The following is a 24,537-nucleotide window of genomic DNA, read 5'->3' as shown; positions in this document are numbered from 1 at the left end:
CGGCCGACGGGCAGACTCAGGGTGCCGTCAGAACGATCTCGTCGTGGCTCGCGCCCGGTTCGAGCAGACGCTGGGCTTCGGCCGCGTCGGCCAATGCGACCGTCGTAGAGGTGATGATGACCGATGCGCGCGGGTCGCCGACCGCGAGCGGGCCGACCCACACGCCGACGAAGCCGCTGCCCGGGTCGGGAACCAGGAACGCGAGGTCGATCTCGGCGATCGGCGCCCCATCGACGGTCACGAATGCGACGAGGTCTCGCACGTCGAGGCCGATCTCGAGTCGATCGCAGAAGCCGGCGACCTCGGCGTGGTTGTGCAGGGTCGAGCGGCTCATCGATGTGCATCGCACGACGCCGCCCCGGTCGACGCTCACTTCGAGATAGGCCTGCTCGCTCGTGCGCAGCAGAAGCCCGCCGCGCACGTCGCCGGCTCCAGCAGCGTCGGGCACCTCCAGCACGACGGTGATGCGCGCGCGCTCTGACGGCAGGCGCCGGCCGAGGAACGACTGCGGCCCCAGGCTGCTGGGCTCCGCCCCCGCCCGCAGGGTCAGCTGCCCGGCCGCGTCGCCGGGCACTGCGAACGTCGAGGGATGGCGCCCCACCCCGTTCCAGGCGAGGTCGAGTCTCTGCCCACCGAAGTCGTCGGCGAACACGGAGGTCTGCGCACTCTGGTCGGGCACTCCCGGCGCGTCGTTGTCGATGCGAACACGGCCGACGCCCGGGGCGAAGACCGGTCGGGCGTCTTCCCAGTCGACCGACACCAGATGCGTCTGCCTGCCGAGCAGTCCGTCGCGACCGTCGACCGGCCGGGTGGCCAGAACGGTGGCCCAGGTGTTGCCGGCACCGTCGTCGACCAGATCGGCGTGACCGACCGAGGCGATGGGCGCGCGACGACCGAGATCGCGGTGCGTGAGACGGGGATTTCCGGGATCGCCGCGATACGGCCCGGCGATCTCGTCGGCGTAGGCGACGCAGACGGCGTGCTCGCGGGCAGTGCCGCCCTCGGCGGCGACGAGCATCCAGCCGCCCCCGGGTCGTCGCATGATGTGCGGCCCCTCGGCCCAGACACCGCCCAGCAGCGCCCCGCGCCAGATGACGACCGGCGTCGTCGACGGCTGGTACGTCGCCGGGTCGAGTTCGACGAGCCAGACGTCGGTCTGCCCGGGCCACTGCGGCCGAACGGCAGGTTCGGTGCCGGTCAGCCACACGCGATCGCCGTCGAAGGTGAGCGAGGGGTCGAAGCCGCCGACGCCGTCGATCCACACCGGATCAGTCCAGGGCCCGGCCGCGTCGAGGGCCGTCACGACGAAGTGCCCGGTGCGCCCGGCCCACGAGTCGCCGTCGGGCCCCACCACGGTGCACACCACATGGAACCGTTCGCCATCGTGACGGATGGTCGGGGCGAACAGTCCACGCGACGAGGGCAGTGCGGCGAGGTCGAGCTGCCCCGGTCGTTCGATCGCATGCCCGACGAGCGACCAGTCGACCATGTTGCGGGAGACATGGATCGGCAGCCCGGGGAGGTATTCGAACGTCGAGGTGACGAGATACACGTCGGCACCCACGCGACAGACGCTCGGGTCGGGATGGCAGCCGGGCAGTATCGGGTTGCGGTAGTGGCCCACGTCGGCCCCTTCGAGGTCAGGCCGACGCCGGTTGCGGCGGGGCGGTGGTCGCGCGACGAACGAGCTTGGTGGGCAGCAGCACATGGGTGGCCGAAAGGGTCTCGCCGGCCATCAGGGCCGTCAGCATCGTGGCCGCCGTCTGGCCGATGCGCTGCATCGGCTGCCGAACGGTGGTGAGCGGCAGAACGAGGCGCGAGGCCTCGGGTACGTCGTCGAAACCGACGACCGAGATGTCGCGAGGCACCTCGAGCCCGAGGTCGCGGGCCACCTCGATGATCGCGATGGCAGACAGATCGTTCGCGGCGAAGACAGCGGTGGGTCGCTGACGCTGCCCGAGGAGCTCGCGCGCAGCGTCTTTCGCGGTGTCGGCCTCGTAGAACCCGACGCGTACGAGCGCGGGGTCGAAGCCGATGCCGGCAGCCGCCAGGGCGTCTCGGTAGCCGGCGTCGCGCAACCGTGACGACGTGAGGTCGGGCCGGCCTGCGACGAAGCCGATGCGGCGGTGGCCGAGTTCGATCAGGTAGGCCGTCGCCTCGCGGGCGCCGCCGCGGCTGTCTGCCTCGACCGTGGGCAGATCTGCGCGGCCGGTGTGCGGGTCGACGGCCACGAGGGGCACGTCTGCCGACACGTTCACGACGGTCGGGGTGACCATGATCGCGCCGTCGATGAGCGTGCCGCTCAGTCTGCTCAGCGACCGGCGCTCCCAGCCCTGACCGTCGCCGTGTCGCGACCCGCTGTACGCCAGCAGGTCGTATCGCGATTCGCGCAACCCGACGGCGACGCCCTTCAGCACCTCGGCGCTGAAGGGCTCGAAGTCGGCCACGAGAACTCCGATCACCCCCGTTCGGCGAGACCGCATGCTGCTGGCGACGAGGCTCGATTCGTAGCCCAGCGCGGCGACGGCCTCGAGTACCCGTTCGGTCGTCTCGGGCGCGACCCCGTAGCGACCGTTGACCGCCTTCGAGACGGTGGCGACAGAGACGCCCGCCGCCGCAGCGACATCGTGGATCGTCGCCCTCGCCATCATGAGTCAGATCCTAACGGTGTCGAAATGGTTTTCGAAACTGTTTTCGAAAACGTTTGACGACGTCTCTCTTCGATCGCAAACTGACTAACGCCCAACCATGCACAGCATCCGATTTCTTCGGATGAACCTCAACGAAGAGAGAAGGTTGCAACCACAATGAGACTCAAGAAAGTCGTCGCAGGCTCCGCGGCAGTGCTTCTCGGCATGCTGGCCCTGAGCGGATGCTCGGCCGGCTCCAGTGATTCGTCGGCCTCAGGCGGCGCTGTCACGCTGACGTTCTGGCACAACTCCACCACCGGCCCCGGCAAGCAGTACTGGGAAGACACCGCCGCCGCATTCGAGAAGCTCCACCCGAACGTCACCATCGAGATCCAGGCGGTGCAGAACGAAGAGATGGACGGCAAACTGCAGACCGCTCTGAACTCCGGTGACGCTCCCGACATCTTCCTCGCCCGCGGAGGCGGCAAGCTCGCCGACGTGGTCAAAGCAGGCCAGGCCATGGATATCACGAACAGCCTCACCGACGCGGCGAAGACGGCCGTCGGCAACTCCCTGTCGGCCTTCGAGGTCGACGGCAAGAACTACGGCATCCCGGTCTCCGTGCTGCCGTCTGGTCTCTTCTACTCGTCAGACCTGTTCGGCCAGGCCGGCATCACGTCGCCGCCCACCACCATCGCAGACCTCGAGGCGGCCGATAGCAAGCTCACAGCAGCCGGCATCGCGCCGATCGCTGTCGGGGCCAAAGACGCCTGGCCTGCCGCGCACTGGTACTACAACTTCGCGCTGCGCGCGTGCTCGCAGGATGTGCTCACCGAGGCCGCGCAGAGCCGCAAGTTCGACGATCCGTGCTGGCTGACCGCGGGCAACAACCTGCAGGACTTCATCAACACCAACCCGTTCAACGACGGCTTTCTCACCACCGCGGCCCAGCAGGGTGCAGGCTCGTCGGCCGGTCTGGTCGCCAACCACCAGGCCAGCATGGAGCTCATGGGCGCGTGGGATCCCGGAGTGATCGCGTCGCTCACGCCTGACACCAAGGCACTGCCCGACCTGAAGTGGTTCCCCTTCCCCTCGGTTCCGGGCGGTGAGGGCGCTCCGGGAGCCATGATGGGCGGTGTCGACGGGTACACCTGCTGGGTGAACGCCCCGAAGGAATGCGCCGACTTCCTGAACTTCATGGTCGAGAAAGACAATCAGGAGGCCTACGCGACCGCCTTCCAGACACTTCCCGCCTCGAAGGACGCCCAGAGTGTCGTCACCGATCCCGCCCTGAAAGACGTGCTCGCCGCATACAACAGCGCCCCGTACGTGTCTGTCTGGCTCGACACCCTCTACGGGCAGAACGTCGGTAACGCACTCAATGTGGCCGTCGTCGACATGTTCGCCGGCAAGGGCGATGCCCAGGGCATCGTCGATGCCGTGAACGCCGCCGCAGCGAAGTCGTAGGCGCCGACGCCGATGGCATTCCTCCGCGAACATCCGCAGGCGACTGAGGCTGAACCGGCGAACCACGACCAGACAGGGGTCAGCGCTACCGCGCCGGCCCCTGCCGGGCCCGGCCGGCGGGGGCCCTCCCTGTGGCCCGCCCGCGGCGAGCTGGCGATACTGATCGGGCCCGCGCTCATCGTCTTCGTCGCCTTCGTGATTCTGCCGGTCGCGCTCGCCGCCTACTACGGCTTCTTCAGCTGGTCGGGCTATGGCGCGGCGACCGACTTCATCGGACTGCGCAACTACGTCACGATTCTGACCGACCCTGATTTTCACGAGGCTCTCAGTCACAACGCGTTCATCGTCATCATGTCGCTGGTGATCCAAGGTCCGATCGCTCTCGGCGTCGCGTTGCTGCTGAACCGCAAGCTGCGCTTCCAGTCTGTGATCCGCGTGCTGATCTTCGTTCCCTACGTCATCTCCGAGGTCGTCGTCGGCCTCGGTTGGAGCCTCATGCTCCAGTCGAACGGTGCGCTGAACGGTCTGCTCTACAAGGTGGGACTGGGCGCGCTCGCCACCGACTGGCTCTCCGACCCGGCCATCGCGATCTGGACCCTGCTCGCGATCGTCACCTGGAAGTACGTCGGCTTCGCCGTGATCCTCTTCCTCGCCGGGCTGCAGGGCATCCCCGACGAGGTGACCGAGGCGGCGACGATCGACGGAGCCGGCTACTGGCAGATCCAGCGGCACATCGTGTTGCCCCTGATGGGTCCGACGATCCGCATCTGGGCGTTCCTGTCGATCATCGGATCGCTGCAGCTGTTCGACCTCGTCTGGATCATCTGGGGCCAGTACGTCGCCTCCACCGCCGGCACCTCGACCATGGCGACGTACATGGTCGCCAACGGCCGCGACGCCGGCAGTTACGGCTATGGCAGTGCCGTCGCTGTTGTGATTTTCCTCATCTCACTCATCGTCGCGCTCTTCTACCAGCGCTTCGTGCTTCGCCGCGACACGGCGGGCGCACTCACCGGAGGCAAGAACTGATGGCCATCGCCGCAACCATTCCGAGCCGAGCCCGCCGCCGGCCGGCCAGCACGCACCGGCCGCCGCTGACCATCTACTTCTTCGCGCTGGTGGTCATCGGCCTGATGCTCGCGCCTGTCGCGTACATCATCCTCGGCGGATTCCGGAACAACTCCGAGATCACCGTCGACCCCTCCGGGCTGCCGGGCACCTGGCACTGGTCGAACTACGTCGACGTTCTCACCAGCAGATCGTTCTGGGCCCAGGTCGGCAACTCCGGAATCGCTGCGATCGCGACCACGGCGTTCGTGGTCGTGCTCGGGCTGATGGCGGCGTACGCCCTCTCCCGCTATTCGTTCCGCGGCCGCGGGGCGGTCTATGCACTGTTCACCGCGGGACTCATGTTTCCGCTGACCGTCGCCATCACGCCCCTGTACATCCTCGTTCGCACCCTCGGTCTGACGAACTCGCTCGCCGGCGTGATCGTGCCCCAGATCGCCTTCGCCCTGCCGATGACCATCATCATCTTGGTGCCGTTCCTCTCGGCCATCCCGAATGAGCTGCAGGAAGCGGCAGCCATCGACGGTCTCGGCCGACTGGGGTTCTTCTGGCGCATGGTCATCCGGCTCTCGCTGCCGGGAGTCATCACCGTGGGCATCCTCGCCTTCATCGCCAGCTGGAATGCGTACATGCTCCCGCTGTTCATCCTGAACAATGAGGCAGCCTACACTCTGCCGCTCGGCACCCAGGCGTTCGCGTCGCAGTACGCGGTCGACACGGCGAAGGTGCTCGCCTTCACCTCACTGTCGATGATTCCGGCGCTCATCTTCTTCAGTCTGTTCGAACGCCGCATCGTCGGCGGACTCACCGGCGCTGTGAAGGGCTGATCGCGTGAGCATCGACCAGACAGAACGAGCCGTCGTTCACCCCGAGACATCTGAGCGGGTGCGAGCGCTTCTCGCCGACATGACTCTTGAAGAGAAGCTCGCCCAGCTCGTCGGTTTCTGGGTAGACCAGGGCGACGAGGTCGTCGCTCCGCGGGCCGGCGAGATGGCCTCGTCCACGCGCTACGAAGACGCCACAGCACAGGGCATCGGCCATCTCACCCGCGTCTACGGCTCTCGACCCGTCGATGCTGAAGAGCGGGCGACCTGGCTGTGGAGCGAGCAACGGCGTCTCACGACGTCGACGCGGCTGGGCATCCCCGCCCTCGTTCACGAAGAGTGCCTCACCGGGCTCGCCGCCTGGAAGGCAGCGACCTTCCCCACCCCGCTCGCCTGGGGTGCCGCGTTCGATCCGGAGCTGGTCGAACGCATGGGCCACGCGATCGGCCGCTCGATGAAGCAGCTCGGCATCCATCAGGGATTGGCCCCGGTGCTCGACGTGATCCGCGATCCGCGCTGGGGTCGGGTCGACGAGTGCATCGCCGAAGACCCGTACACCGTCGGAACGATCGGAACAGCGTACGTGCGCGGGCTTCAGCAGTCAGGCGTGCATGCCACGCTCAAACACTTCGTGGGGTACTCGGCTTCGCAGGCCGGCCGCAACCACGCCCCGGTGCACATCGGCCGTCGCGAACTCGAAGACGTCTTCCTGCCGCCCTTCGAGATGGCCGTACGCCTCGGCGGGGTGCGGTCTGTGATGAACTCGTACTCCGAGATCGACGGGGTGCCCGTCGCCGCTTCGGCCGCATATCTCACCGGCATCCTGCGCGACCGCTGGGGATTCGACGGGGTGGTCGTCTCCGACTACTTCGCCGTCGCATTCCTGCAGACGATGCACGGTGTGGCGGCAGACCGGGGCCAGGCCGCACAGCTCGCCCTCGAGGCCGGCATCGACGTCGAACTGCCCAGCGGCGACGCGTATCTGCAGCCGCTTGCCGAGCGGGTGCGTTCCGGCGACGTTCCTGAGTCGCTCGTCGACCGTGCCGTTCTGCGCGTACTGGCGCAGAAAGAGGATCTCGGGTTGCTCGACGCGACCTTCGACGAGCCGCCCAGCCAGATCGACCTCGACGACGCAGAACACCGTAGTATCGCCCGGGCGCTCGCCGAGCAGTCGGTCATCCTGCTCGCCAATGACGGCGTGCTGCCGCTCGCCGAGCCGGCCCGAATCGCCCTGATCGGGCCCAACGCAGACAGCGCCGATGCTCTCATGGGGTGCTATTCATTCGCGAACCATGTGCTCGCCCACCACCCCGGTACGCCCGTCGGATTCGACATCCCCACCCTGCTCGAGTCGCTCACCTCCCAGTACCCGACAGCGAGCATCACCCACGAGCAGGGCTGCTCGATAGACGCAGCAACAGACACCGGCGGAATCGCCGCCGCCGTCGAGGCGGCTCGGGCTGCCGACATCGCCATCGTCGTCGTCGGCGACCGGGCCGGGCTCTTCGGCCGGGGAACGGTCGGCGAGGGCAACGATGTCGAATCGCTCGAGCTTCCCGGCCTTCAGCGCGAGCTGGTGGAACAGGTCGTCGAGAGCGGAACGCCCGTGATCATGGTCGTGCTCTCCGGCCGCCCGTACGCGATCGGATGGGCGCTCGACAGCACAGACGGCCCGGCCGCCGTTCTGCAGTCGTTCTTCCCCGGAGAGGAGGGCGCGCCAGCGATCGCATCGATTCTCTCGGGCGACGCGGCCCCCTCGGGTCACCTTCCCGTGTCGCTGCCGCGATCGGCCGGGGCGCAGCCGTTCAGCTATCTGCATCCCCTGCTCGGCGGCCCCAACGACGTGACGAGTTCCGACAGCACGCCGACCAGGCCGTTCGGCTTCGGCCTGACCTACACGACGTTCGCGCACAGCGAGTTGCAGGTCGAGCCAGAGGTGCCGACCGACGGTACGATCACAGCGACCGTGCGGGTACGCAACACGGGCGATCGCCGTGCGACCGACCTCGTGCAGGTGTACGCGCGCGATCTGCTGGCGAGCGTGACGCGGCCGGTGGCGCAGTTGATGGGCTACCAGCGCGTGACCCTGGAACCGGGAGCGGAGGCAGTGGTGCGTTTCGACGTGCCGACGGCTCAGCTCGCCTTCTCCGATCGCGACTTCGACCGTGTCGTCGAACCGGGCGAGATCAGGCTCTGGGTCGGCACCTCCTGCGCCGACGAAGAGACAGACGCACAGCTCACGCTGACCGGGCCCGTGCGCCGGATCGCAGGAGAACTGCCCGCGATCACAGAGACGACGGTGACGCACCTCGCGCCGAACCCGGCGTGATCCGGGTATCGGACTGCTCGGTTCAGTCGGTGTAGTAGCCGGCCTCGAGGTCGTCGATGAGTGTCGGACCAGTCGGTTCCCACAGCAGGAGCCTCCGGGTCATGATGGCAGACGCGGGCTGGTCTGCACCGAGGAGGGCGCCGAACACGCCGAGCTGTTCGGCATCGACTGGTGCTGCGGGCAGGCCCGTTTTGGCCGCGATGACGGCGGCGACCTGACCCATGGGCACACCCTCCTCGCCGACGGCATGGAGGACGGCGCCTGCGGGCGCCTTCTCGAGGGCGAGGAAGAAGATTCGTGCGGCGTCGGAGATGTGCACGGCGGGCCACCGGTTCGCTCCGTCGCCGATGTAAGCCGCGGTTGCCAGTTGGCGGTCGAGGCCGACGAGGGCGGTGACGAGACCGTTCTTGTCACCTTGACCGTGAACCGACCGGGGCATGCGAACCAGGGCGGAACGAATACCCCTCTCCGACAGTGCCAACACAGCGGCGGCCGTTCGGGCGCGAGCGCCGGCCGGACCCTCCGGGTCAAGTGCGTCATCCTCGGTGGCGACTCGACCTTCGAGGATCGGGGTGCCGGAGGCAGCGACGAACGCCTTGCCGGTTCCCTCGTAGGCGGCGCCGATCTTGCTGATCAGCTCGACCTCATTGTCGACGGCCTCGTCGAATTCCGCGAAATCCAACGTGAAGGCCAGATGCGCGAAGGCATCGGCTTTCTGAGCTTCCGACACGATCAGGTCGTGGTGCTGCATGGTGCCACGCACTGCGGTGCCGCCGGCCGCCGTGATCTTCTCGGCAGAGGCATCAGACCGAGCAAGGCCCGTGACGTCGTGTCCCGCTGAGATGAGTTCGGCGGTCAGGGCCGATCCGATCCACCCGGAGGCTCCGGTGATGAAAACGCGCATGGTGTGTTCTCCGTTTCGAGAAGGCGGGAGGAGGCTCGCCCCGTATCCTTTTGATGTGACTCGGTAACGTCACTATACACGGGATGTGACTTGGTAACGTCACTAGGATGGTGATCATGAGTCGTTGGGAGCCCGATGCGCGCGGTCGCCTTCTGCGCGCGGCGATCGAGCTGTTCACCGAACGCGGTTACGACGCCACGACCGCTGCCCAGATCGCTGCCCACGCCGGTCTGACGAAGACGACCCTGTTCAGGCACTTCGCCGACAAACGCGAGATCCTCTTCCAGGGTCAAGACGTACTCGTCGAAGGGGTCGTGAGCGGGGTGCTCGAGGCGCCCGCGCTCTCCTCCCCGATGGAACTCGTGCGCGCCGGTATCGCGTCACTGTGCGCGAGCCACTCTGCAGATCTGCGAGACGTTGCACGGTTGCTCGACCCGCTTCTCGCCACGACTCCCGAACTGCAGGAGCGCGCCACGTTCAAACGGGCCGCCATCACCGAGGCACTCCAGCAAGCGCTCGAATCACGGCTCGGCGACGCCCGCCAGGCTCGTCTTCTCGCAGACATGGGCGTCAGGGCCTACTACGAGGGCTATGCGGCCTGGATTTCGTCTGACGCCCCCGCCGCCTTCGCCGCCAGCGTCGACGACGAACTCACCGCCTATGAAGCGGCGCTGCGCGAGTTGACGGATGATCGTGCATCCGTTCACCCCTCCTGACCTCGAGACCGGCGCGCCAGCGTCTACAGACCGAGAGCGGGCGTCACCCTCACGACGTTGAGGGCCGTGTCAACGTCGACCTCGTCGGCCCTGCCCGAGTCGAGGATCGTATTGCGAGCAGATGCAGCATCGACCGCCACACAGGTGACGGCGAGGGTGCCCCAGCCCCGGGTCGTCAGCAGAGCGTCGACCTGGGCGGCAAACGCCGATTCGCTCGACGCCGCGCGAACATTGACCGCCACCACGTGGTTGCTTGCAACGTAGTTGGCCCCGCCCGCAGCCAGTCGGATGATGACAGGCGTCACCCCTGACGGTTTCACCCGCCTCGCGTCGATGACCTCGGAGAAGTGGTTGCCGATGACGGAGTTGTTGCTGCCGTTGATGCGGAGAAGCCCGAACAGATCGTCGAGCCCATTGTCGACATCGAGAAAGGGGGTCCAGGGTTCGTGATCGCGCAAGAAGTGGTTCGACCCGATGAGGTTCTCCGAGCTGTCGGCGTCGAGCACCACCATGCCGGGGTAGAACGAGTGCAGGCGGTTGTTGGTGATGCTCGACCGTGTGACGCCATTCAGCTGGATGCTGCTCGCCCCACGGGGGAAGACGTTGTTCGCGGTGACCAGCAGGCCGCCGTGTTTCTCGGCGTAGACCGAGTACCCGTGGGGGCCGGCTCCGATCAGGTTGTCGGTGATCTTCGAGGCCTGCCCCCATCCGCGCAGTTCGAGGCAGCTTCCGCATTCGGCGATGAAGTTGTCATGCACAGACAGGGCATCGGCGTTGTGGATCGTGACGGCATGCTCGAGGTAGACGAACCCCATGCCGGTGACGCGAAAGGAGTCGTTGGCGCTCTCGACGTAGATTCCTGTCTTGCCGTTGACGTAGGTGTTCTCGGGATGCACCTCCGAACCGTCCGCGGTGAAGTGCAGGCCGTCGATGCAGAAGTTCGAGAACTCAACCGAACTGATGCGCGGGCTGCCGCTTCGTTCGACGAAGAACGCGGCACCGTCAGACTCTGCCGATTCGTCACCGAGGGGGATGTCCACGAGTATGCGGCTGCCTCCCGGCCACAGCTCGTGCAGGTCTGGCCACTCGTCTTCGGGCACATTGAACCGGATGCTCGACGACGTGAAGCCGTGCCCCGAGCCCTCGATGCGCAGAAAGCTGATGTCGATCACGACCTGGGTGCGCAGGCGGTGGTCTCCCGGGGGAATGTAGATCACCGCGCCCGGCTTGCCGTTCTCGGCGGTCTGCCGGTTCTTGATGTCGGCGATGATGCTGTTGATGACCTCGCCGACATCGACGGCCGCATTGCCGACGGGCCATGTCGTCACGTCGTAGTAGTTGGCGCTGGGCACAGGTTCTCCGTTTCGTATCGGGGCACGTGGTCAGATCGACCGGGCGAATTCGGCGAGATCGGCCGAGTGAGGCAGATCGGCACCGTTTCGGCTGACCGTGACGGCGGCGGCAGAGGCGGCGAATCGTGCCAGAGACTCGAGGTCATGCATCCGCAGACCGGCGAGCCGCTCTGCGCCGGCTGGTTCTGCGCCGCCCGAATCTGCGGGCAGCTTCAGGATGCCGGCGAGCAGTGCCGCCATGTAGCTGTCTCCGGCTCCGATGGTGTCTCCCTGAACGCCAGAAAGGGCTGCAATCGAGACCGAGTGCTCGCGGGTCGACAGCATCGAGCCTTCCGCGCCCAGCGTGACGGCGACGAGCTGAACACCCGAGTCGAAAAGGTCGTGCCGCACCGCATCGAGCTCACGGCCCGGGTACAACCAAGACGCGTCTTCGTCGCTGAGCTTCACCACCTGCGAGACACCCGCGAATCTCTCGAACTGAGCGCTCACGCGTGCTCGATCCGGCACGAGGGAAGGCCGGATGTTCGGGTCGAACGAGACCAGCGACTCAGGCCGGCTCGCAATGATCTGGAACACCTGCTCGGCGCCGGGCTGCAGGAAAGCGGCGATCGACCCGGTGTGCACGATGTCGGCCGGCGGCACGGCCGGGCCGTCGGGGAGTTGCCAGACGACGTCGAAGTCGTAGTCCGCTGACCCGCCTGGTCTGATGGTGGCGACGGCGCTCGACGTGCGCTCTGCACCGAACGACTCGGTAACTATCGAGACACCGGAATCCTGCAGGTGTGCGGCGATCATCCGGCCGAATGCGTCGCGTGCGAGTGACGTCAGAAGGCGCGTCGTGACGTCGAGGCGTGCGAGGCCCAGGGCGACATTCGCCGGTGAACCGCCGGGATGCCGCTTTATGTGCGGGGCGCCGTCGGGCGTCGTCGTGACGACATCCATCAACGCCTCACCGATGACGAGGGCGCTGCTCACCGCGACTCGCTGGCTGAGAGGCTCGTCTCGAGGTTGGCGAGGGCCGGCGGGATGCACAGCCTGCCATCGACCCAGGCGACGGGCATCGGGTCGGTGATCTCGCCGATCCACTCTCCGTCAGGGGCGGTGTTCTTGAAGGCGAGCAGATGCCATTCGCCGCGACGGTTCTGCACGAGCCGGCCGACGTAGAGCGTCTCGTCTGCCACCCGGTAGGCGTTCTCGATCTCGAAGGGCCCGGTCGGCGAACTCACGTTGACGGCCCAGATTCCGCCTCGTTCGCCTCGCGCCTTGCGCTCGTCGGAGAGCTCGGACGAGAGGCAGGAGAACAGCAGCACGTCGTGCCCGTCGACGTGTGCGACCTGCAAGACCTCGAGCTGCCCGAATCCTGCACCGGGGTTGGAGAGGGGCGCCGAGACGCTCCACTTCGAGAGGTCTGCGGAGGTCGCATGGCCGACGACGCCGCGCTGGTCGACCGCGCCGGCCTTTGCGCGCGCGGTCACGAGCATGTGCCACAGACCATCTGCCTCCGACCGGAAGACCCAGGGGTCCCGCCACGCCTCGTCGGGCCACGAACGGTCGGCGAGTGTTTCGTACCAGCGCGAATCCGGTTCGATGACGGTGGGTTCGTGACGATTCCAGACGGTCAGGTCGGTGGAGCTCGCCGATCCGATCCGCTGGATGAGCCCGCGGCCCTCCCTGTCGACGCCGGTGTAGAACATGCGCCAGAGACCGGCATCGTCTCTGACGATCGAGCCGGTCCAGGTGGCGAGGTCGTCGAATGAGGGGCCGTCGGCGGGTACGAGCGCGTCGGGCTGCTCTACCCAGGTGCTGAGGTCAGTCGACGTCGCGTGCCCGATGCTCGCGCGCCAGTGCCTCCTGTCGGGGTCGATGAGAGCTCGCGAGGCCTTGAGGAAGAAGAGGTGGAACTGGTCTCCGTCGTCGGCGAGCCAGAAGTCCCAGACCCACGCTGCGGGAAGGTGGAGCATGATCAGTCCTTCGGTGAGTTGCGGTCGGTGGAGAGTGGTGGCGCGATCGAGTCGCGTTCCACGAGCGGGCAGGCGATGAGCGTCGGTTGATCGGCCAGTAGCCGAAGCTCCTCGTGGCCGGCCATCAGGCCGACGAGCGTTTCGACCGCCCAGGCACCCATCTCGTAGTGCGGCAGTGCGACCGTCGTCAGAGCCGGGTAGATGTTCGCGGCGATGAGTTCCTGGTTGTCGAACCCGACGATCGACAGGTCGCGCGGAATCGACAGGCCCAGTTCTGCGGCCGCCCTGTACGCGCCCATCGCCATGCGGTCGTTGTAACAGAAGAGGGCGGTCGGCCTGTCGGCCCGGTCGAGCATCGCGCGCGCCGCCTCGTACCCCGCGGCCGTCTCTGAGGGCGAGTTCGAGACGAGGCCGGGGTCGAACCGGATGCCCGCAGCCGACAGAACCGCTCGGTACCCTTCGAGGCGCCCGTGTGTGGCCGGCACGTCGTCGATGTTGTTGAGAAAGCCGATGCGCCGGTGGCCGGCATCGGTGAGCGCCTGTACGGCTGCAACGGCACCGCCCTCCTCGTCGGGCACAACGGAGGGCACCAGGCCTGCCCTGTCGCTGGCGTCGATGAGTACGGCGGGCGTGCCCAGCAGATTAGCGGGCAGCGAGAGTTCGCGGTGGTACATGGTCGCGTACAGGATTCCGTCGACCTGACGGTTCAGCAGGGCATCCACATCGGCCCGGTGGTTCTCATCGTTCGAGTCGCGCTCGGAGTTGATGATGACCAACGTCAGGTCGTGGGCGCGAGCGGTCTCCTGCGCGCCGAGGATGATGCGCCCGGCGTGCGGGGTGGTGGCGATCTCCTCGCTCAGCAGCCCGATCATGCCCGAACGCTGCGTGCGGAGGCCCTGCGCCATTCGGTTCGGACCGTAGCCGAGCCTGGCCGCGGCATCCTTCACCCGCGCTCGGGTCTCACTGCTCGTGCGGGAATGCGGGGTGTTGTTCAGAACGTGGGAGACCGTGGTGACCGACACCCCGGCGGCCTCGGCGACATCTCTGATGCCGATGTGTTTGCGAACCATCTGCCTCCCCTTATCCCTTGACGGCGCCGAGGGTGAGCCCGGCGACGATGTGCCGCTGAAGAACGAAGGTCAGCAGGATGACCGGAATCGAGTACAGAACGGCAAGTGCTGTCATTGTGCCCCAGTCGAGCCCGAACTGCGTCTGCAGGTTGGCGATGACGATCGGAGTCGTCTGCGCGCGCACAGCGGTGAGCAACAGGGCGAACAGAAAGTCGTTCCACGATGCGAGGAAGGCGAAGATCGCCGTCACCGCTATTCCGCCCGAAGTGACGGGGATGACGACGCGCCAGAGAGCACCAAGCCGGCTCGCGCCGTCGATCTTCGCTGCCTCCTCGAGTTCGTCGGGCACCGCCTCGAAGAAGCTCGCCATCAGCCAGATAGACAAGGGGAGCGAGATCGTCGTGTCGGCGATCGCCAGCGCGAATGAGGTGTCAGAGATGCCCAGCGTGTGGAAAATGCCGATCATCGGTGCCCCCACGACGATCGCGGGCACCATCCTGGTCACCAGCGCGACGAGGATGAACACGCGCCCGAGCCTGGTGCGGTACCGGGTGATGGCGTAGGCCGCCGGAACGGCGAGCACGAGAGAGATGAGCGTGCTCAGCACCGCCGTCACCACGCTGTTGATGAACGAAGCCAGCACCCCGTCACGCGTGAGCGCGGAGACGTAGTTCTCGAGGGTCCAGACCGAAGGCAAGATCTTCGCCGGCACTGCGATCGTCTCGACCGGCGTCTTGAACGAGGTGAGAAGCATGTAGATGAAGGGGAAGCCGTAGAGCACTACGATCGCGACCAGCACGATCCAGAGGATGACGCGGGTACTGACCCGCCTGGTGGCGAGGCCGTTCATCGGGCATCACTTCCCGGGCGCCAGATGGCGAACACGGCGAAGATGGCCACCGCCATCATGACGATCAGGTAGATGGTTCCCATCGCGCTGGCGAGTCCGGGTTCTCCGAATCTCACGAGCGTGCGGTAGATCAGCAGTGACATGGTCTCCGTGCTGCCCTGCGGGCCGCCGTTGGTCTGGATGAGGATCACGTCGAAGACGCGAGCCGCATCGATGCCGCGAACGATGAGCGCCACGGCGATCACCGGCCGCAGCAGGGGAATGACGATTCTGAAGATGATGGTGGGGTAGCGTGCGCCGTCGATTCGTGCGGCCTCGAGGATGTCGCCCGGCACGTTCTGAAGCCCCGCGAAGAGCACCAGCGTGATGAACGAGGTCGTCAGCCAGATGTCGGGCAGGGCGACGGAGAACAACGCGATGTTGGGGTCACTGAGCCACTGGATCTGGTCGGTGGAATGAAGGATGCCGACGCGGGTCAAGAGTTCGTTCACGATGCCGAAGTTGTCGATCAGCAGGAACTTCCACAACAGACCCGCGACGATCGGCGCGATCATCAGCGGGTAGAGAAAGATCGTACGCAGGAACCGCGACGAATCCCCGAGCGCAGAGAACAGCAGCGCTACGGCCAGGCCGATCACGAACTCGAGGGTGACGACGATCACGGTGTAGACGATCGTGTGCCACGCCGCACTCCAGAAATCCGAAGACTGGAACGCCTTCACGTAGTTCTCAAAACCGATGAAGGTGCGCGGGCCGCCCGCGATCGGGCTGATGTCGAAGAAGCTGTTGGAGACGAACTGCACCAGCGGCCAGCCGACGAAGACGGCGAGGAACAGGGCCGCAGGGAGCATCATGAGTGCCGCGAAGCGGCGGTCGGTTATGCGCACTGGTCACTTTCGGGTTGGGGAGGGCGGCATGCTGGGGGTGGCTGCGGCCGACGACGGTCTCATCGCCGGCCGCAGCCGTGCATCCGGTTGGCGCTTACTGGGTTATGGCGTCGACTTGCGCTTTGGCGTCATTCAGCAGCTGCTGGTTGTCTGCTCCGGGCACGACCGCCTTCTGGATCATCGGGATGAGTACCGAGTCGACGATCTGCTGCCACTTCGGGTTTGCCGGCCTCGCGATGGTCGCCGGGGCGTTCAGGGTCGCGATCAGCGGCTTGAAGGCCGCGTACTTGGGGTCATCCTGATACTTCTCGAACGCCGAGATGCGCGCCGCGAGACCGAGTGAGCTGTTCACTGAGAGAGCGTTGTTGTCGTAGGCGAACTTCAGGAAGTCGAGGCCGGCCTGCTGGTTCGGGCTCGCCTTGGCCACCGAGAGGTACCACGGCCCGGGAACACCGGCGATGCCGGCGGATCCGCCGATCATCGGCGCCACCCCCACCTTGCCCGCGACCGGTGCGTCGGCGGGAATCTGCGCGTAGGCGTGCGCCCAGAAGAGCATCATCGCGGTCTTGCCCTGGTTGAACAGGTTCTGGGCGGCTGCCCAGTCGACCTGAGCGGCGCCCGCCGGGGCGTTCGGAACCTGGCTGGTGTAGAAGTTCAGCGCGTCGAGCGAGGCCTTGTCACCGAGAGTCGACTTGCCACTCGAGTCGATGACCATGTTCTTCTCGCCCGCCTGTGAGAGGTTCGCGAGCCATTCCGTCTCGACCGCTCCCTTCACGCTGGTTCCGTACAGTCCCGCGTCGGGCTGGGTGAAGAACGCCGCGACATCGCTGTACTGCTGCCAGGTCGTCGGCGGAACGAGGTCGTACCCGTACTTCGCCTTGAAATTCGCCTGCTGGGTCGGGTCGTTGAAGAGATCGGTGCGGTAGTACAGAATCTCTGAGTTGGCCCAGGCGGGCATCCCGACATAGTTTCCGTCGATCTGAGCTCCGTCGACGAGCGATGGGAACAAATCTGCCTTGACGTCGTCGGTGTACATGTCGTTCAACGGGGTGAGCGCGTCTTTGAAGGCGGGAAGCCAGATCGCGTCGAGCGCGGCGACGTCGAACGAGACCGTGCCCGAGCTGAACTCACTGTTCAGTCGGTTGTAGAGGCCGTCGTACGGCAACTCGACGAAGGTCACTTTCGTGCCGGTCTGCTGCTCGTAGGCGTCTGCAATGGGCTGGAGCTCGCCGTGGCCGCCGGCCTCGACGAGAACGGTCAGGCTCTTGGCGCCCGAACTGGAACTGGCGGTCGAGCCGCCAGCGCCGCAGGCGCTGAGGGCGAGAAGGGCGACCGCGCCGACCGCAATGGCCGACGTGGCGCGGGCTCGGCGCGACATGCGCCTGAGCCCTGTGGTGGTGCGAAGCATCATTACTCCGATTTCGTTGTGTGCGGCTGTGGGCCACTCGTGAATGATTCTATGGGTGCTAAAACGTTTTGACAAAACGTATTGGCATGAAGTTAGGCGCTGCCGAATGCGTTGTCAATCAAATCCGGGTGCCAAAACTTTTTGGCTTCCGCCCGCGCGGCTGAGGCACGATGCCAGCGCCTGCCGTGCGCCGAGTTCGTGTGGAGATTGAAGTGGAGCAGCCCAGGGAGAGCCAACAACCAGGAAAGCCCCCGCACTCGCGGGGGCTTTCGGTGGTGCGCCCGGAGGGATTCGAACCCCCGGCCTTCTGATCCGTAGTCAGACGCTCTATCCAGCTGAGCTACGGGCGCATCTGTGTGAGAAGTGACTTTTCACACAAGGGAAAACACTACCATGCCGAGCAATGTCGCCGCGACACGAGTGCCTGCGCGATCACTGGGCGGCGTATCCGCCGTCGACCAGGTGGTAGCTGCCCGAGATGAACGATGCGGCGTCGCTCGACAGAAAGGCGACGAGCGCGGCGACCTCTTCGGGCTGGCCCAGGCGGCCGAGCGCGTGCTTCGCGGCCAGCGCATCCTTCGCCTCGGCGCTGAGGTTGGCGTCGATCAACGGAGTCTGGATGAACCCGGGGCCCACGGCGTTGGTGCGCACGTTCTGGGCTCCGTACTCGAGCGCGGCGTTCTTGGTGAGACCGACGAGGCCGTGCTTGGCGGTGACATAGGCCGACGACGATGGGATGCCGACGCTGCCGAGCACCGAGGCCATGTTGACGATCGATCCGCCGCCGTTCGCGGCAATGGCGGGCAGCTGCGCCTTGAGGCCGTAGAACACGGCGTTGAGGTTGATCTCGATCACGGTGCGCCAGCTGTCGAGCGAGTAGTCGCCGATCTGGGCGGCCTGGCCACCGATGCCGGCGTTGTTCACGGCGATGCGCAGCGGGGCGAGGGCGTTGGCGGCCTCGACACTCTGCACGGCGAATTCGGGGTCTGAAACGTCGCCGACCAGCACTTCTGCTGTGCCGCCCGCGGCACGGATCTCGTCGACGACGGCCTGCGCAGGCTCCTGTCGAATATCGGTCACCAGCACCGCGGCGCCGCTCGCGGCGAGCTCCAGCGCGACAGCGCGGCCGATGCCCGAGCCTGCCCCGGTGACGATGGCCGAACGGCCCGCAACATCATATGTAGCCATGAGATTCCACTCTTCTTTCTGTATGAAAACCAATAGGTCGACTCTACTCCCTTATCCAACAGCTGTTGGTTATCCGACGAAATCGTCTAGGCTGGGCAGATGGATGCCCGCCAGCGACGAACCCGCGACAAGCTGCAGCGCGCGGTCTACGAGTTGGCGTCCGCTCGCCCAGTGAACGAGGTGACGGTGTCTGAACTTGCAGCGCTAGCCGAGCTGAACCGATCGACCTTCTATGAACACGCGAGCTCTCCCCAGACACTGCTCGTGCAGCTGCTGGGCGACGAACTCGACGCGTTGCGAGACCGGTACCTCACGGGCATCCGGCCCGCCGACGCCGGCGCCGCGATCAGCGACGTCACCCGGGCGGTGCTGCAGCACGTCGACGAGCACGCTGCGATCTACCGGCTCGGGCTGAGCGAAGACAGCGGCGCCGCCAGCCTGCACGCCCTGCTCAGCTCGCACTTCGAGGCCTCAATTCGACTGCTGGTCGAGCAGCACTCGATCACGATCGACGACGAGGCCGCTCTGCCGGGGCTGACCGACCTCGCCGCGAGCTACATCTCGAACGGAACGGTGGGCGTGATCACGGCCTGGCTCGACGGGCCGGAGCCCCGCAGCATCGACGGCGTGCTGCAGGCCTATCAGCGGCTGCTGCCGGAGTGGTGGCCGCGCGGCGGGGCGCACTAGAGACGGCGCTGCGCCAGAGGCGGCGGGGCGCACTAGAGTTCGGGCATGGGCAGGGACGGGGCGGGCGACGGGGCCGCGCGACGGGTGGTGCGCGGCGTCGCCATCGTGGTGTCACGCTCGCGGTGTGCCTGCTCACGGGCAGCTACTCGTCGCTCGAACGGCGACTGCTCGAGGGTGCCTACATCCGACCACCGGAGTCGCCGCCGACTGCGCCCCGTCGCTGAACGTCGACCCGGCCAGCCTCGTCGGTGTGATCGATCCGTTCGGCATCGAGGGTCTCGACCGGCTTCTGGCGGCCGGGTACGTGGTGGCGGCCACCGACTACCCCGGTCTCGGCGCGCCCGGGCCCGACTCGTACCTGATCGGAACCACCGAGGGCAACAGCGTGCTCGATGCGGCGCGGGCGGCGCGGCAGATCGCCGGGGCCGGGGCTGGCAGCCGGCTGCTGCTGTGGGGGCACTCGCAGGGCGGGCACGCGGCGCTGTTCGCGGCTCAGGATGCCCGGTCGTACGCTCCCGAACTGAACCTGCTGGGCGTGGCGGTCGCTGCGCCCGCCACCGAACTCGGAGCGTTGCTGAAGGCCGACATCGGCGACGTCTCGGGGGTGACGATCGGGGCCTACGCCTTTCAGGCCTACGCGAACGTATACGGGCCGACCACGCCGGGCGCCACCCTCTTGTCGATTCTGACGCCGGCCGGGGCCGCTGCGACGCCGGCCATGAACGACCTCTGCCTGCTGGCGCAGAACTCCCGGCTGCACGAGATCGCCACGCCGCTGATCGGCCAGTATCTGGCCGCGGACCCGACCACCGTCGAGCCGTGGGCGTCACTGCTCGCGGCGAACACGCCTGGTGCGACCGCGATGCCCGTGCCGTTGTATGTCGCGCAGGGCGACACCGACACGCTGGTGCGGCCCGGCGACACGGCCGACTTCGCCCGCGACCAATGCGCTCTCGGCGCGCAGGTCACCTACGTCAGCGTCGCCGCGACAGGGCACGGGCTCGTGGCTTTCCGTGCGATGGACACGGTGCTGCCGTGGTTCGCGCACCTCGACCGAGGCACTCCGCTGCCCGCCTCGTTCGGAGCCGCCGCCCCTACGCCCTGCTGACATCGGCGGGGCGCGGCGGGGCGCGGCGGGGCGCGGCGGGCACGGCGGGGCGCTGGGGGCTTCCGGCACGGCGCCCCCGCCGGCGCGGCACTCCGCGTGACCATACGGGTCAGGCCGAGGCCGCAGCCTCGAGGGGCGGGGTGAACGGCAGTGCGAGGGCCGCCGCGACGTGCGGGTTCGTGACGGCACCCGCGTGGATGCTCAGGCCCGAGGCGAGGGCGGGATCATCCTGAACCGCCCGCTGCCAGCCCTTGTCGGCCAGCGTCAGCACGTATGGCAGGGTGGCGTTGGTGAGCGCGGTGGTCGACGTCTCAGGAACAGCGCCCGGCATGTTCGCCACGCAGTAGTAGATGCTGTTGTGCACCTCGAAGATGGGGTCGTCGTGGGTGGTGGGGTGGGAGCCCTCGAAGCAGCCGCCCTGGTCGATGGCGATGTCGACGAGCACCGAACCGGGCTTCATGGCCGCGACCATGTCGTCGGTGACGAGCTTGGGGGCGGCGGCGCCCGGAATGAGCACCGAGCCGATCACGAGGTCGGCGTCACGCAGCTGGGCCGCGATCTCGTAGGCGCTCGACGCGCGGGTCTGGATGTGCCCGCCGAACTGCACCTCGAGCTGGCGCAGGCGCGGCAGCGACACGTCGATGACCGTGACGTCGGCACCCATGCCGAGGGCGTCGGCCGCCGCGTGCTCGCCCGCGACCCCGCCGCCGATGACGACGACCTTGGCCTTGGGGGTTCCGGGCACGCCGCCGAGCAGGATGCCCCGGCCGCCGGCCGCGCTCATCAGGTGGTAGCCGCCGACCTGAACCGACAGGCGGCCCGCGACCTCGCTCATCGGCTGCAACAGCGGGAGGCTGCGGTCGGCGAGCTGCACCGTCTCATAGGCGATGGCCGTCGTGCCCGACGCGATGAGGGCGTCGGTGCACTCACGGGAGGCGGCGAGATGCAGGTACGTGAACAGCACCTGGCCGGAGCGCAGCCGGGCGTACTCCGGCGCGATGGGCTCCTTCACCTTCAGCAGCAGGTCGGCGGCCGCCCACACCTCGTCGGCCGTCGCGACGATGCGCGCCCCCGCGGTCTGGTAGTCGTCGTCGGTGATGCGAGAGCCGAGCCCCGCCCCCGACTGCACCACGACATCGTGGCCGCGCCTGACCAGCTCGTGCACGCCGGCGGGGGTGGCGGCGACCCGCTTCTCGTTGTTCTTGACCTCGGTGGGAATACCAACCAGCACGTTCGTCTCCGTCGGCTCAGTGAAGCGTCTCGTCAAACTCGATGCCTCAATTCTGCAGAATGCTCGTTTCAGGCACATTAAGTCGGTGAATACTGCGGCAGAATGACTCTGAAGGGCGCAGATCTTCACGAAAGGGAGTGCGGGGCAGTGGTTAGTTCGAAGAATCCACGGGCATCCGATGGTCTCGGCGGGGCTGGCGGGGCAGGCGGGCCCGGCGGCGAGCTCGACGACATCGACGCGACACTCGTCGAGGCCCTGCGTAAGAACGGGCGGATGCCGAACAGCCGCCTCGCCGAGCTGGCCGGTATTGCGCAGTCGACGTGCATCACCCGCGTGCGTTCGCTCGAAGAACGCGGAGTGATCACCGGCTACACCGCCCTCGTCTCGCCGGCCGCGCTCGGGTTGAGCCTGCAGGCCCTGATCAGCGTGAGCATCAAGTCGGGAGCGCGGCAGAGCATCGCCGTGTTCAGCGACGAGATCAGGCAGCGGCCCGAGGTGGTGCAGCTGTTCTTCCTGGGCGGCGCCGAAGACTTCGTGATCCACGTGGCGACGCGTGACAGCGACCACCTGCGGGAGTTCGTGGTGTCGAACCTGTCGGCGCACCTGTCGGTGGCGTCGACGCGCACGAGCATCGTGTTCGAGCATGTTGTGACGTGAGCCCGGCCCTCGAGCCCGCCCCTGTCTTGAACAATGCGACGAATCCTCGTCTCGACCGTTGCCGGGTCGGGAGACCACGAGTAGGTTGGGCGCCATGTCGATCGTCGAGAAGTACGAACAGGGCGTTCCCTGCTGGGCCGACGTCATCACCAGCGACGCGAACGGGGCCATGGCGTTCTACGGGGCGCTCTTCGGCTGGCAGTTCGACGCCTACCCGATGGGCCCCGAAGGCAGCGGCCTCACCTACTACATGGCGACGCTGCACGGGAAGAACGTCGTCGGGCTCATGCAGCGCTTCGACGACGCCCCCACCTCGTGGAACACCTACATCGCCGTCGACGACGCCGACGCAGCGGTCGCCCGGGGCGTCTCCGCGGGCGGAACGATCGACGTCGCCGTCGACGAGATTCCGGGTTCGGGCCGCACCGGCCGGCTGATCGACCCGGCCGGCGCCCCCATCTCGGTGTGGCAGGCCATCGGCCACATCGGCTCGGCGGTCGTGAACGAGCACGGTGCCGTGGTGTGGAGCGAGCTGCACGTCGCCGATGTGCCGAGCGTGCTGCCCTTCTACGAGGCGACCTTCGGCGTCGGCAGTGAGACTGCGCCCATGGGCGACGCCGGCGACTACACCCAGTTGCAGGCGGGCGGGCGCAGCGTGGCGGGCATCATGCAGGTGCCCGAGACGGCTCCGGATGCCGCACCGGCCTGGTTCGTCCACTTCGCCGTCGACGACCCCGACGCCACCGTCGCCCTGGCCACCAGCCTCGGCGCGTCGGTGGCCGAGCCGCTCGTCGACATGGCGGGCGTCGGACGCTTCGCTGCTCTCACCGACCCCCAGGGCGGCACCTTCTTCATCATCAACGGCTGACCAGCCCTCAGCTCGATCGAGTTACGCCTTCGGGTGGGTGTTTCGGCCCCCGACTGTTCCGAAGTCTAAAGTCGATGGCCGCGGCAGCGGTGGATTGACAGCTGCGGTTGAATTGACAGATGGTGACGACTGACACGCGGGTGCTGGTGCTCGACTTCGACGGAACCGTGTGCCTCGGCGACGCGCCTGTGTACGCGTACGCGCGGCTGCTCGACGAGGCGCTCGCGGCGCAGGCCGGAAACGCGACGATGCCACGGGTGCGGCACGTCGTCGAGCGGTACCTCGCGGCGGGCGAGAGCGGTGGGGTGGCCGGAGCGGCGGCGGATGCCGGGCAGATACCCTCGCAAGAAGGCGGCGCTGACGGCCAGGCGGCCGGAGCGACAGCCGCCGGGCCCGGCGCGGAAGAGAACGGCGGCGGCCAGGCGGTTCGAGACGCCCTGGAGATCGTGGCGAACAGCGTCGACGGGTACGAGGCGGCCGAGCGGCTGGCCCGATCGCGCGGCATCGGCGACGCGCAACTGAGCGCGGCGTACGCGGGCAGCCGGGAGGAGCTCGCGTCGGGAGCGATCGAGACGACGGCGCCCGAGGGGCTGGTGGAGCTGCTGGCGGGGCTGCCCGAGGCGACCCGCGTGGTGCTGGTGACGAATGCTCCGGAGACGGGCGTGACGCAGCAGCTCGAACACCTAGGCCTCACGCAGTGCTTCGACGAGGTGATCACGTCGGCGGGCAAACCGGCGAAGATGGGGGTTATCGTTCAGGGGTTGCTCGACCGCGACGGGCTCGCCGGGCATCCGGCCGCCCTGCTCAGCGTGGGAGACATCTGGCGCAACGACCTCGCCCCGGCTGCCGCGCTCGGCTGCGAGACGGCCCTCATCGAGCGCCTGGCGGCCCCGGATGCCCGGCCGACGTACCGGGCGGCGACCATCGAGCAGCTCTACCCGGCCATCGCGGCGTGGGCGGCGGAGTCTTCCGCGTCCTCCGGGGTGACGCCGGAGGAGAAGGCGCGCGCGGCCTTCGATTCGATCGCGGCCGGGTTGCTCGAGCGGCCGGGGGTCGACATCGGGCCGATGTTCGGCAGCGAGGGGCTGCGCATCCGGGGCAAGGTGTTCGCGTTCGTCGGCTCCCGCGGCGCGCTCGTGGTGAAGGTGCCGGCCGCCCGAGCTGACGAACTCGCGGCCGAGCCGGCCCGCGTCGTCGAGCGCATGGTGATGCGCCAGCGCGAACTGCGGGAGTGGGTGACCGCCGGGCCCGGCGCGACCGAGCGGTGGGCGCCGCTCATCGCCGAGGCGTTCGCCTACGTCGACTCGATCACGCCGTAGCCGTCGTGTGCAC

22 protein-coding genes and 1 tRNA gene are annotated in these 24,537 nt (G+C 67.3%); 10 read left to right on the top strand and 13 right to left on the bottom strand.

Translation table 11 applies throughout. The features are described from left to right. Nucleotides 1–16: 16 nt before the first annotated feature. Together V3W46_RS01680 and V3W46_RS01675 are read right to left on the bottom strand one after the other, a co-directional pair. A complete protein-coding gene (locus V3W46_RS01680; protein WP_331781347.1) occupies nt 17–1,708 on the bottom strand; it encodes a glycoside hydrolase family 43 protein in 1,692 nt (563 codons plus the stop codon). After that, nucleotides 1,641–2,651, bottom strand: coding sequence for a LacI family DNA-binding transcriptional regulator (locus tag V3W46_RS01675; RefSeq protein ID WP_331781346.1), 1,011 nt, complete (start codon nt 2,649–2,651; stop codon nt 1,641–1,643). Before V3W46_RS01675 ends, V3W46_RS01680 begins: the two co-directional genes overlap by 68 nt. Before the next feature lie 156 nt (nt 2,652–2,807). On the opposite strand from V3W46_RS01675, the gene V3W46_RS01670 reads away from it, so the two are divergent. The 4 genes from V3W46_RS01670 (at nt 2,808) to V3W46_RS01655 (ending at nt 8,318) form a co-directional block, all read left to right on the top strand. Next, a complete protein-coding gene (locus tag V3W46_RS01670; protein ID WP_331781345.1) occupies nt 2,808–4,097 on the top strand; it encodes an extracellular solute-binding protein in 1,290 nt (429 codons plus the stop codon). 12 nt (nt 4,098–4,109) lie between these two features. After that, entirely contained in the window at nt 4,110–5,126 is a 1,017-nt protein-coding gene (locus V3W46_RS01665) for a carbohydrate ABC transporter permease (protein ID WP_331781344.1), read from the top strand. Further along, entirely contained in the window at nt 5,126–5,992 is an 867-nt protein-coding gene (locus V3W46_RS01660) for a carbohydrate ABC transporter permease (RefSeq protein ID WP_331781343.1), read from the top strand. Before V3W46_RS01665 ends, V3W46_RS01660 begins: the two co-directional genes overlap by 1 nt. Before the next feature lie 79 nt (nt 5,993–6,071). Further along, nucleotides 6,072–8,318: a beta-glucosidase gene (locus tag V3W46_RS01655; RefSeq protein WP_331781444.1), complete on the top strand. Its 2,247-nt coding sequence runs from the start codon at nt 6,072–6,074 to the stop codon at nt 8,316–8,318. Nucleotides 8,319–8,340: 22 nt separating this feature from the next. Here the strand turns inward: V3W46_RS01655 and V3W46_RS01650 are convergent, their stop codons facing one another. After that, nucleotides 8,341–9,222, bottom strand: a complete 882-nt coding sequence (locus V3W46_RS01650) for an NAD-dependent epimerase/dehydratase family protein (protein ID WP_331781342.1) — start codon at nt 9,220–9,222, stop codon at nt 8,341–8,343. Between the two features lie 116 nt (nt 9,223–9,338). Between V3W46_RS01650 and V3W46_RS01645 the strand changes: the two genes are divergently transcribed. After that, nucleotides 9,339–9,938 (top strand): TetR/AcrR family transcriptional regulator, encoded by a 600-nt coding sequence (locus tag V3W46_RS01645; protein ID WP_331781341.1) that lies wholly within the window; start codon nt 9,339–9,341, stop codon nt 9,936–9,938. Nucleotides 9,939–9,961: 23 nt separating this feature from the next. Here V3W46_RS01645 and V3W46_RS01640 read toward each other — a convergent pair whose 3' ends face one another. From V3W46_RS01640 to V3W46_RS01600, 9 genes are all read right to left on the bottom strand, one after another. After that, nucleotides 9,962–11,290, bottom strand: a complete 1,329-nt coding sequence (locus tag V3W46_RS01640) for a NosD domain-containing protein (RefSeq protein ID WP_331781340.1) — start codon at nt 11,288–11,290, stop codon at nt 9,962–9,964. A 30-nt stretch (nt 11,291–11,320) separates the two neighbouring features. Further along, nucleotides 11,321–12,265, bottom strand: a complete 945-nt coding sequence (locus V3W46_RS01635) for a carbohydrate kinase family protein (RefSeq protein ID WP_331781339.1) — start codon at nt 12,263–12,265, stop codon at nt 11,321–11,323. Then, the gene (locus V3W46_RS01630; RefSeq protein WP_331781338.1) at nt 12,262–13,251 is read right to left on the bottom strand and encodes a glycosyl hydrolase family 32; all 990 of its coding nucleotides are present in this window, start codon (nt 13,249–13,251) and stop codon (nt 12,262–12,264) included. The genes V3W46_RS01635 and V3W46_RS01630 overlap by 4 nt, the downstream gene beginning before the upstream one ends. A 2-nt stretch (nt 13,252–13,253) precedes the next feature. Beyond that, nucleotides 13,254–14,321 (bottom strand): LacI family DNA-binding transcriptional regulator, encoded by a 1,068-nt coding sequence (locus V3W46_RS01625; protein WP_331781337.1) that lies wholly within the window; start codon nt 14,319–14,321, stop codon nt 13,254–13,256. A 10-nt stretch (nt 14,322–14,331) separates the two neighbouring features. Next, the gene (locus tag V3W46_RS01620; RefSeq protein ID WP_331781336.1) at nt 14,332–15,171 is read right to left on the bottom strand and encodes a carbohydrate ABC transporter permease; all 840 of its coding nucleotides are present in this window, start codon (nt 15,169–15,171) and stop codon (nt 14,332–14,334) included. Next, nucleotides 15,168–16,058 carry a carbohydrate ABC transporter permease gene (locus V3W46_RS01615; protein WP_331781335.1) on the bottom strand — a complete coding sequence of 297 codons (891 nt, stop codon included), beginning with the start codon at nt 16,056–16,058 and terminating at the stop codon, nt 15,168–15,170. Before V3W46_RS01615 ends, V3W46_RS01620 begins: the two co-directional genes overlap by 4 nt. A 94-nt stretch (nt 16,059–16,152) precedes the next feature. After that, complete coding sequence (locus V3W46_RS01610; RefSeq protein ID WP_443069908.1) at nt 16,153–17,469, bottom strand: ABC transporter substrate-binding protein; 1,317 nt, start codon at nt 17,467–17,469, stop codon at nt 16,153–16,155. Between the two features lie 270 nt (nt 17,470–17,739). Further along, nucleotides 17,740–17,816, bottom strand: a tRNA-Arg gene (locus V3W46_RS01605). 82 nt (nt 17,817–17,898) lie between these two features. After that, the gene (locus V3W46_RS01600) at nt 17,899–18,654 is read right to left on the bottom strand and encodes an SDR family NAD(P)-dependent oxidoreductase (RefSeq protein ID WP_331781334.1); all 756 of its coding nucleotides are present in this window, start codon (nt 18,652–18,654) and stop codon (nt 17,899–17,901) included. 99 nt (nt 18,655–18,753) lie between these two features. On the opposite strand from V3W46_RS01600, the gene V3W46_RS01595 reads away from it, so the two are divergent. Both V3W46_RS01595 and V3W46_RS01590 read left to right on the top strand, forming a co-directional pair. Next, entirely contained in the window at nt 18,754–19,341 is a 588-nt protein-coding gene (locus tag V3W46_RS01595) for a TetR/AcrR family transcriptional regulator (RefSeq protein WP_331781333.1), read from the top strand. Between the two features lie 124 nt (nt 19,342–19,465). After that, a complete protein-coding gene (locus V3W46_RS01590; RefSeq protein WP_331781332.1) occupies nt 19,466–20,449 on the top strand; it encodes an alpha/beta fold hydrolase in 984 nt (327 codons plus the stop codon). Nucleotides 20,450–20,558: 109 nt separating this feature from the next. Here V3W46_RS01590 and ald read toward each other — a convergent pair whose 3' ends face one another. Further along, complete coding sequence (gene ald, locus V3W46_RS01585; RefSeq protein WP_331781331.1) at nt 20,559–21,680, bottom strand: alanine dehydrogenase; 1,122 nt, start codon at nt 21,678–21,680, stop codon at nt 20,559–20,561. Nucleotides 21,681–21,827: 147 nt separating this feature from the next. Between ald and V3W46_RS01580 the strand changes: the two genes are divergently transcribed. From V3W46_RS01580 to V3W46_RS01570, 3 genes are all read left to right on the top strand, one after another. Beyond that, nucleotides 21,828–22,337, top strand: coding sequence for an Lrp/AsnC family transcriptional regulator (locus V3W46_RS01580; protein ID WP_331781330.1), 510 nt, complete (start codon nt 21,828–21,830; stop codon nt 22,335–22,337). A gap of 94 nt (nt 22,338–22,431) precedes the next feature. After that, complete coding sequence (locus tag V3W46_RS01575) at nt 22,432–23,205, top strand: VOC family protein (RefSeq protein ID WP_331781329.1); 774 nt, start codon at nt 22,432–22,434, stop codon at nt 23,203–23,205. 119 nt (nt 23,206–23,324) lie between these two features. Next, nucleotides 23,325–24,524, top strand: coding sequence for a hypothetical protein (locus V3W46_RS01570; RefSeq protein WP_331781328.1), 1,200 nt, complete (start codon nt 23,325–23,327; stop codon nt 24,522–24,524). The last annotated feature ends 13 nt before the right edge of the window (nt 24,525–24,537 follow it).

Source organism: Subtercola sp. YIM 133946 (assembly GCF_036553535.1).
Classification (GTDB): domain Bacteria; phylum Actinomycetota; class Actinomycetes; order Actinomycetales; family Microbacteriaceae; genus Subtercola.
Note: the sequence above shows the minus strand (reverse complement) of the source record. Positions and strands in the feature narration are given on the sequence as shown.

What these genes read in the sequence shown, in the direction of transcription:
- V3W46_RS01655 (WP_331781444.1), top strand. Translation starts at nt 6,072, where the DNA reads ATGACTCTTGAAGAGAAGCTCGCCCAGCTCGTCGGTTTCTGGGTAGAC.
- V3W46_RS01575 (WP_331781329.1), top strand. Translation starts at nt 22,432, where the DNA reads ATGTCGATCGTCGAGAAGTACGAACAGGGCGTTCCCTGCTGGGCCGAC.
- V3W46_RS01595 (WP_331781333.1), top strand. Translation starts at nt 18,754, where the DNA reads ATGGATGCCCGCCAGCGACGAACCCGCGACAAGCTGCAGCGCGCGGTC.
- V3W46_RS01610 (WP_443069908.1), bottom strand. Translation starts at nt 17,469, where the DNA reads ATGATGCTTCGCACCACCACAGGGCTCAGGCGCATGTCGCGCCGAGCC.
- V3W46_RS01625 (WP_331781337.1), bottom strand. Translation starts at nt 14,321, where the DNA reads ATGGTTCGCAAACACATCGGCATCAGAGATGTCGCCGAGGCCGCCGGG.
- V3W46_RS01670 (WP_331781345.1), top strand. Translation starts at nt 2,808, where the DNA reads ATGAGACTCAAGAAAGTCGTCGCAGGCTCCGCGGCAGTGCTTCTCGGC.
- V3W46_RS01630 (WP_331781338.1), bottom strand. Translation starts at nt 13,251, where the DNA reads ATGCTCCACCTTCCCGCAGCGTGGGTCTGGGACTTCTGGCTCGCCGAC.
- V3W46_RS01650 (WP_331781342.1), bottom strand. Translation starts at nt 9,222, where the DNA reads ATGCGCGTTTTCATCACCGGAGCCTCCGGGTGGATCGGATCGGCCCTG.
- V3W46_RS01675 (WP_331781346.1), bottom strand. Translation starts at nt 2,651, where the DNA reads ATGATGGCGAGGGCGACGATCCACGATGTCGCTGCGGCGGCGGGCGTC.
- V3W46_RS01600 (WP_331781334.1), bottom strand. Translation starts at nt 18,654, where the DNA reads ATGGCTACATATGATGTTGCGGGCCGTTCGGCCATCGTCACCGGGGCA.
- V3W46_RS01570 (WP_331781328.1), top strand. Translation starts at nt 23,325, where the DNA reads ATGGTGACGACTGACACGCGGGTGCTGGTGCTCGACTTCGACGGAACC.
- V3W46_RS01665 (WP_331781344.1), top strand. Translation starts at nt 4,110, where the DNA reads ATGGCATTCCTCCGCGAACATCCGCAGGCGACTGAGGCTGAACCGGCG.
- V3W46_RS01645 (WP_331781341.1), top strand. Translation starts at nt 9,339, where the DNA reads ATGAGTCGTTGGGAGCCCGATGCGCGCGGTCGCCTTCTGCGCGCGGCG.
- V3W46_RS01620 (WP_331781336.1), bottom strand. Translation starts at nt 15,171, where the DNA reads ATGAACGGCCTCGCCACCAGGCGGGTCAGTACCCGCGTCATCCTCTGG.
- V3W46_RS01660 (WP_331781343.1), top strand. Translation starts at nt 5,126, where the DNA reads ATGGCCATCGCCGCAACCATTCCGAGCCGAGCCCGCCGCCGGCCGGCC.
- V3W46_RS01680 (WP_331781347.1), bottom strand. Translation starts at nt 1,708, where the DNA reads ATGTGCTGCTGCCCACCAAGCTCGTTCGTCGCGCGACCACCGCCCCGC.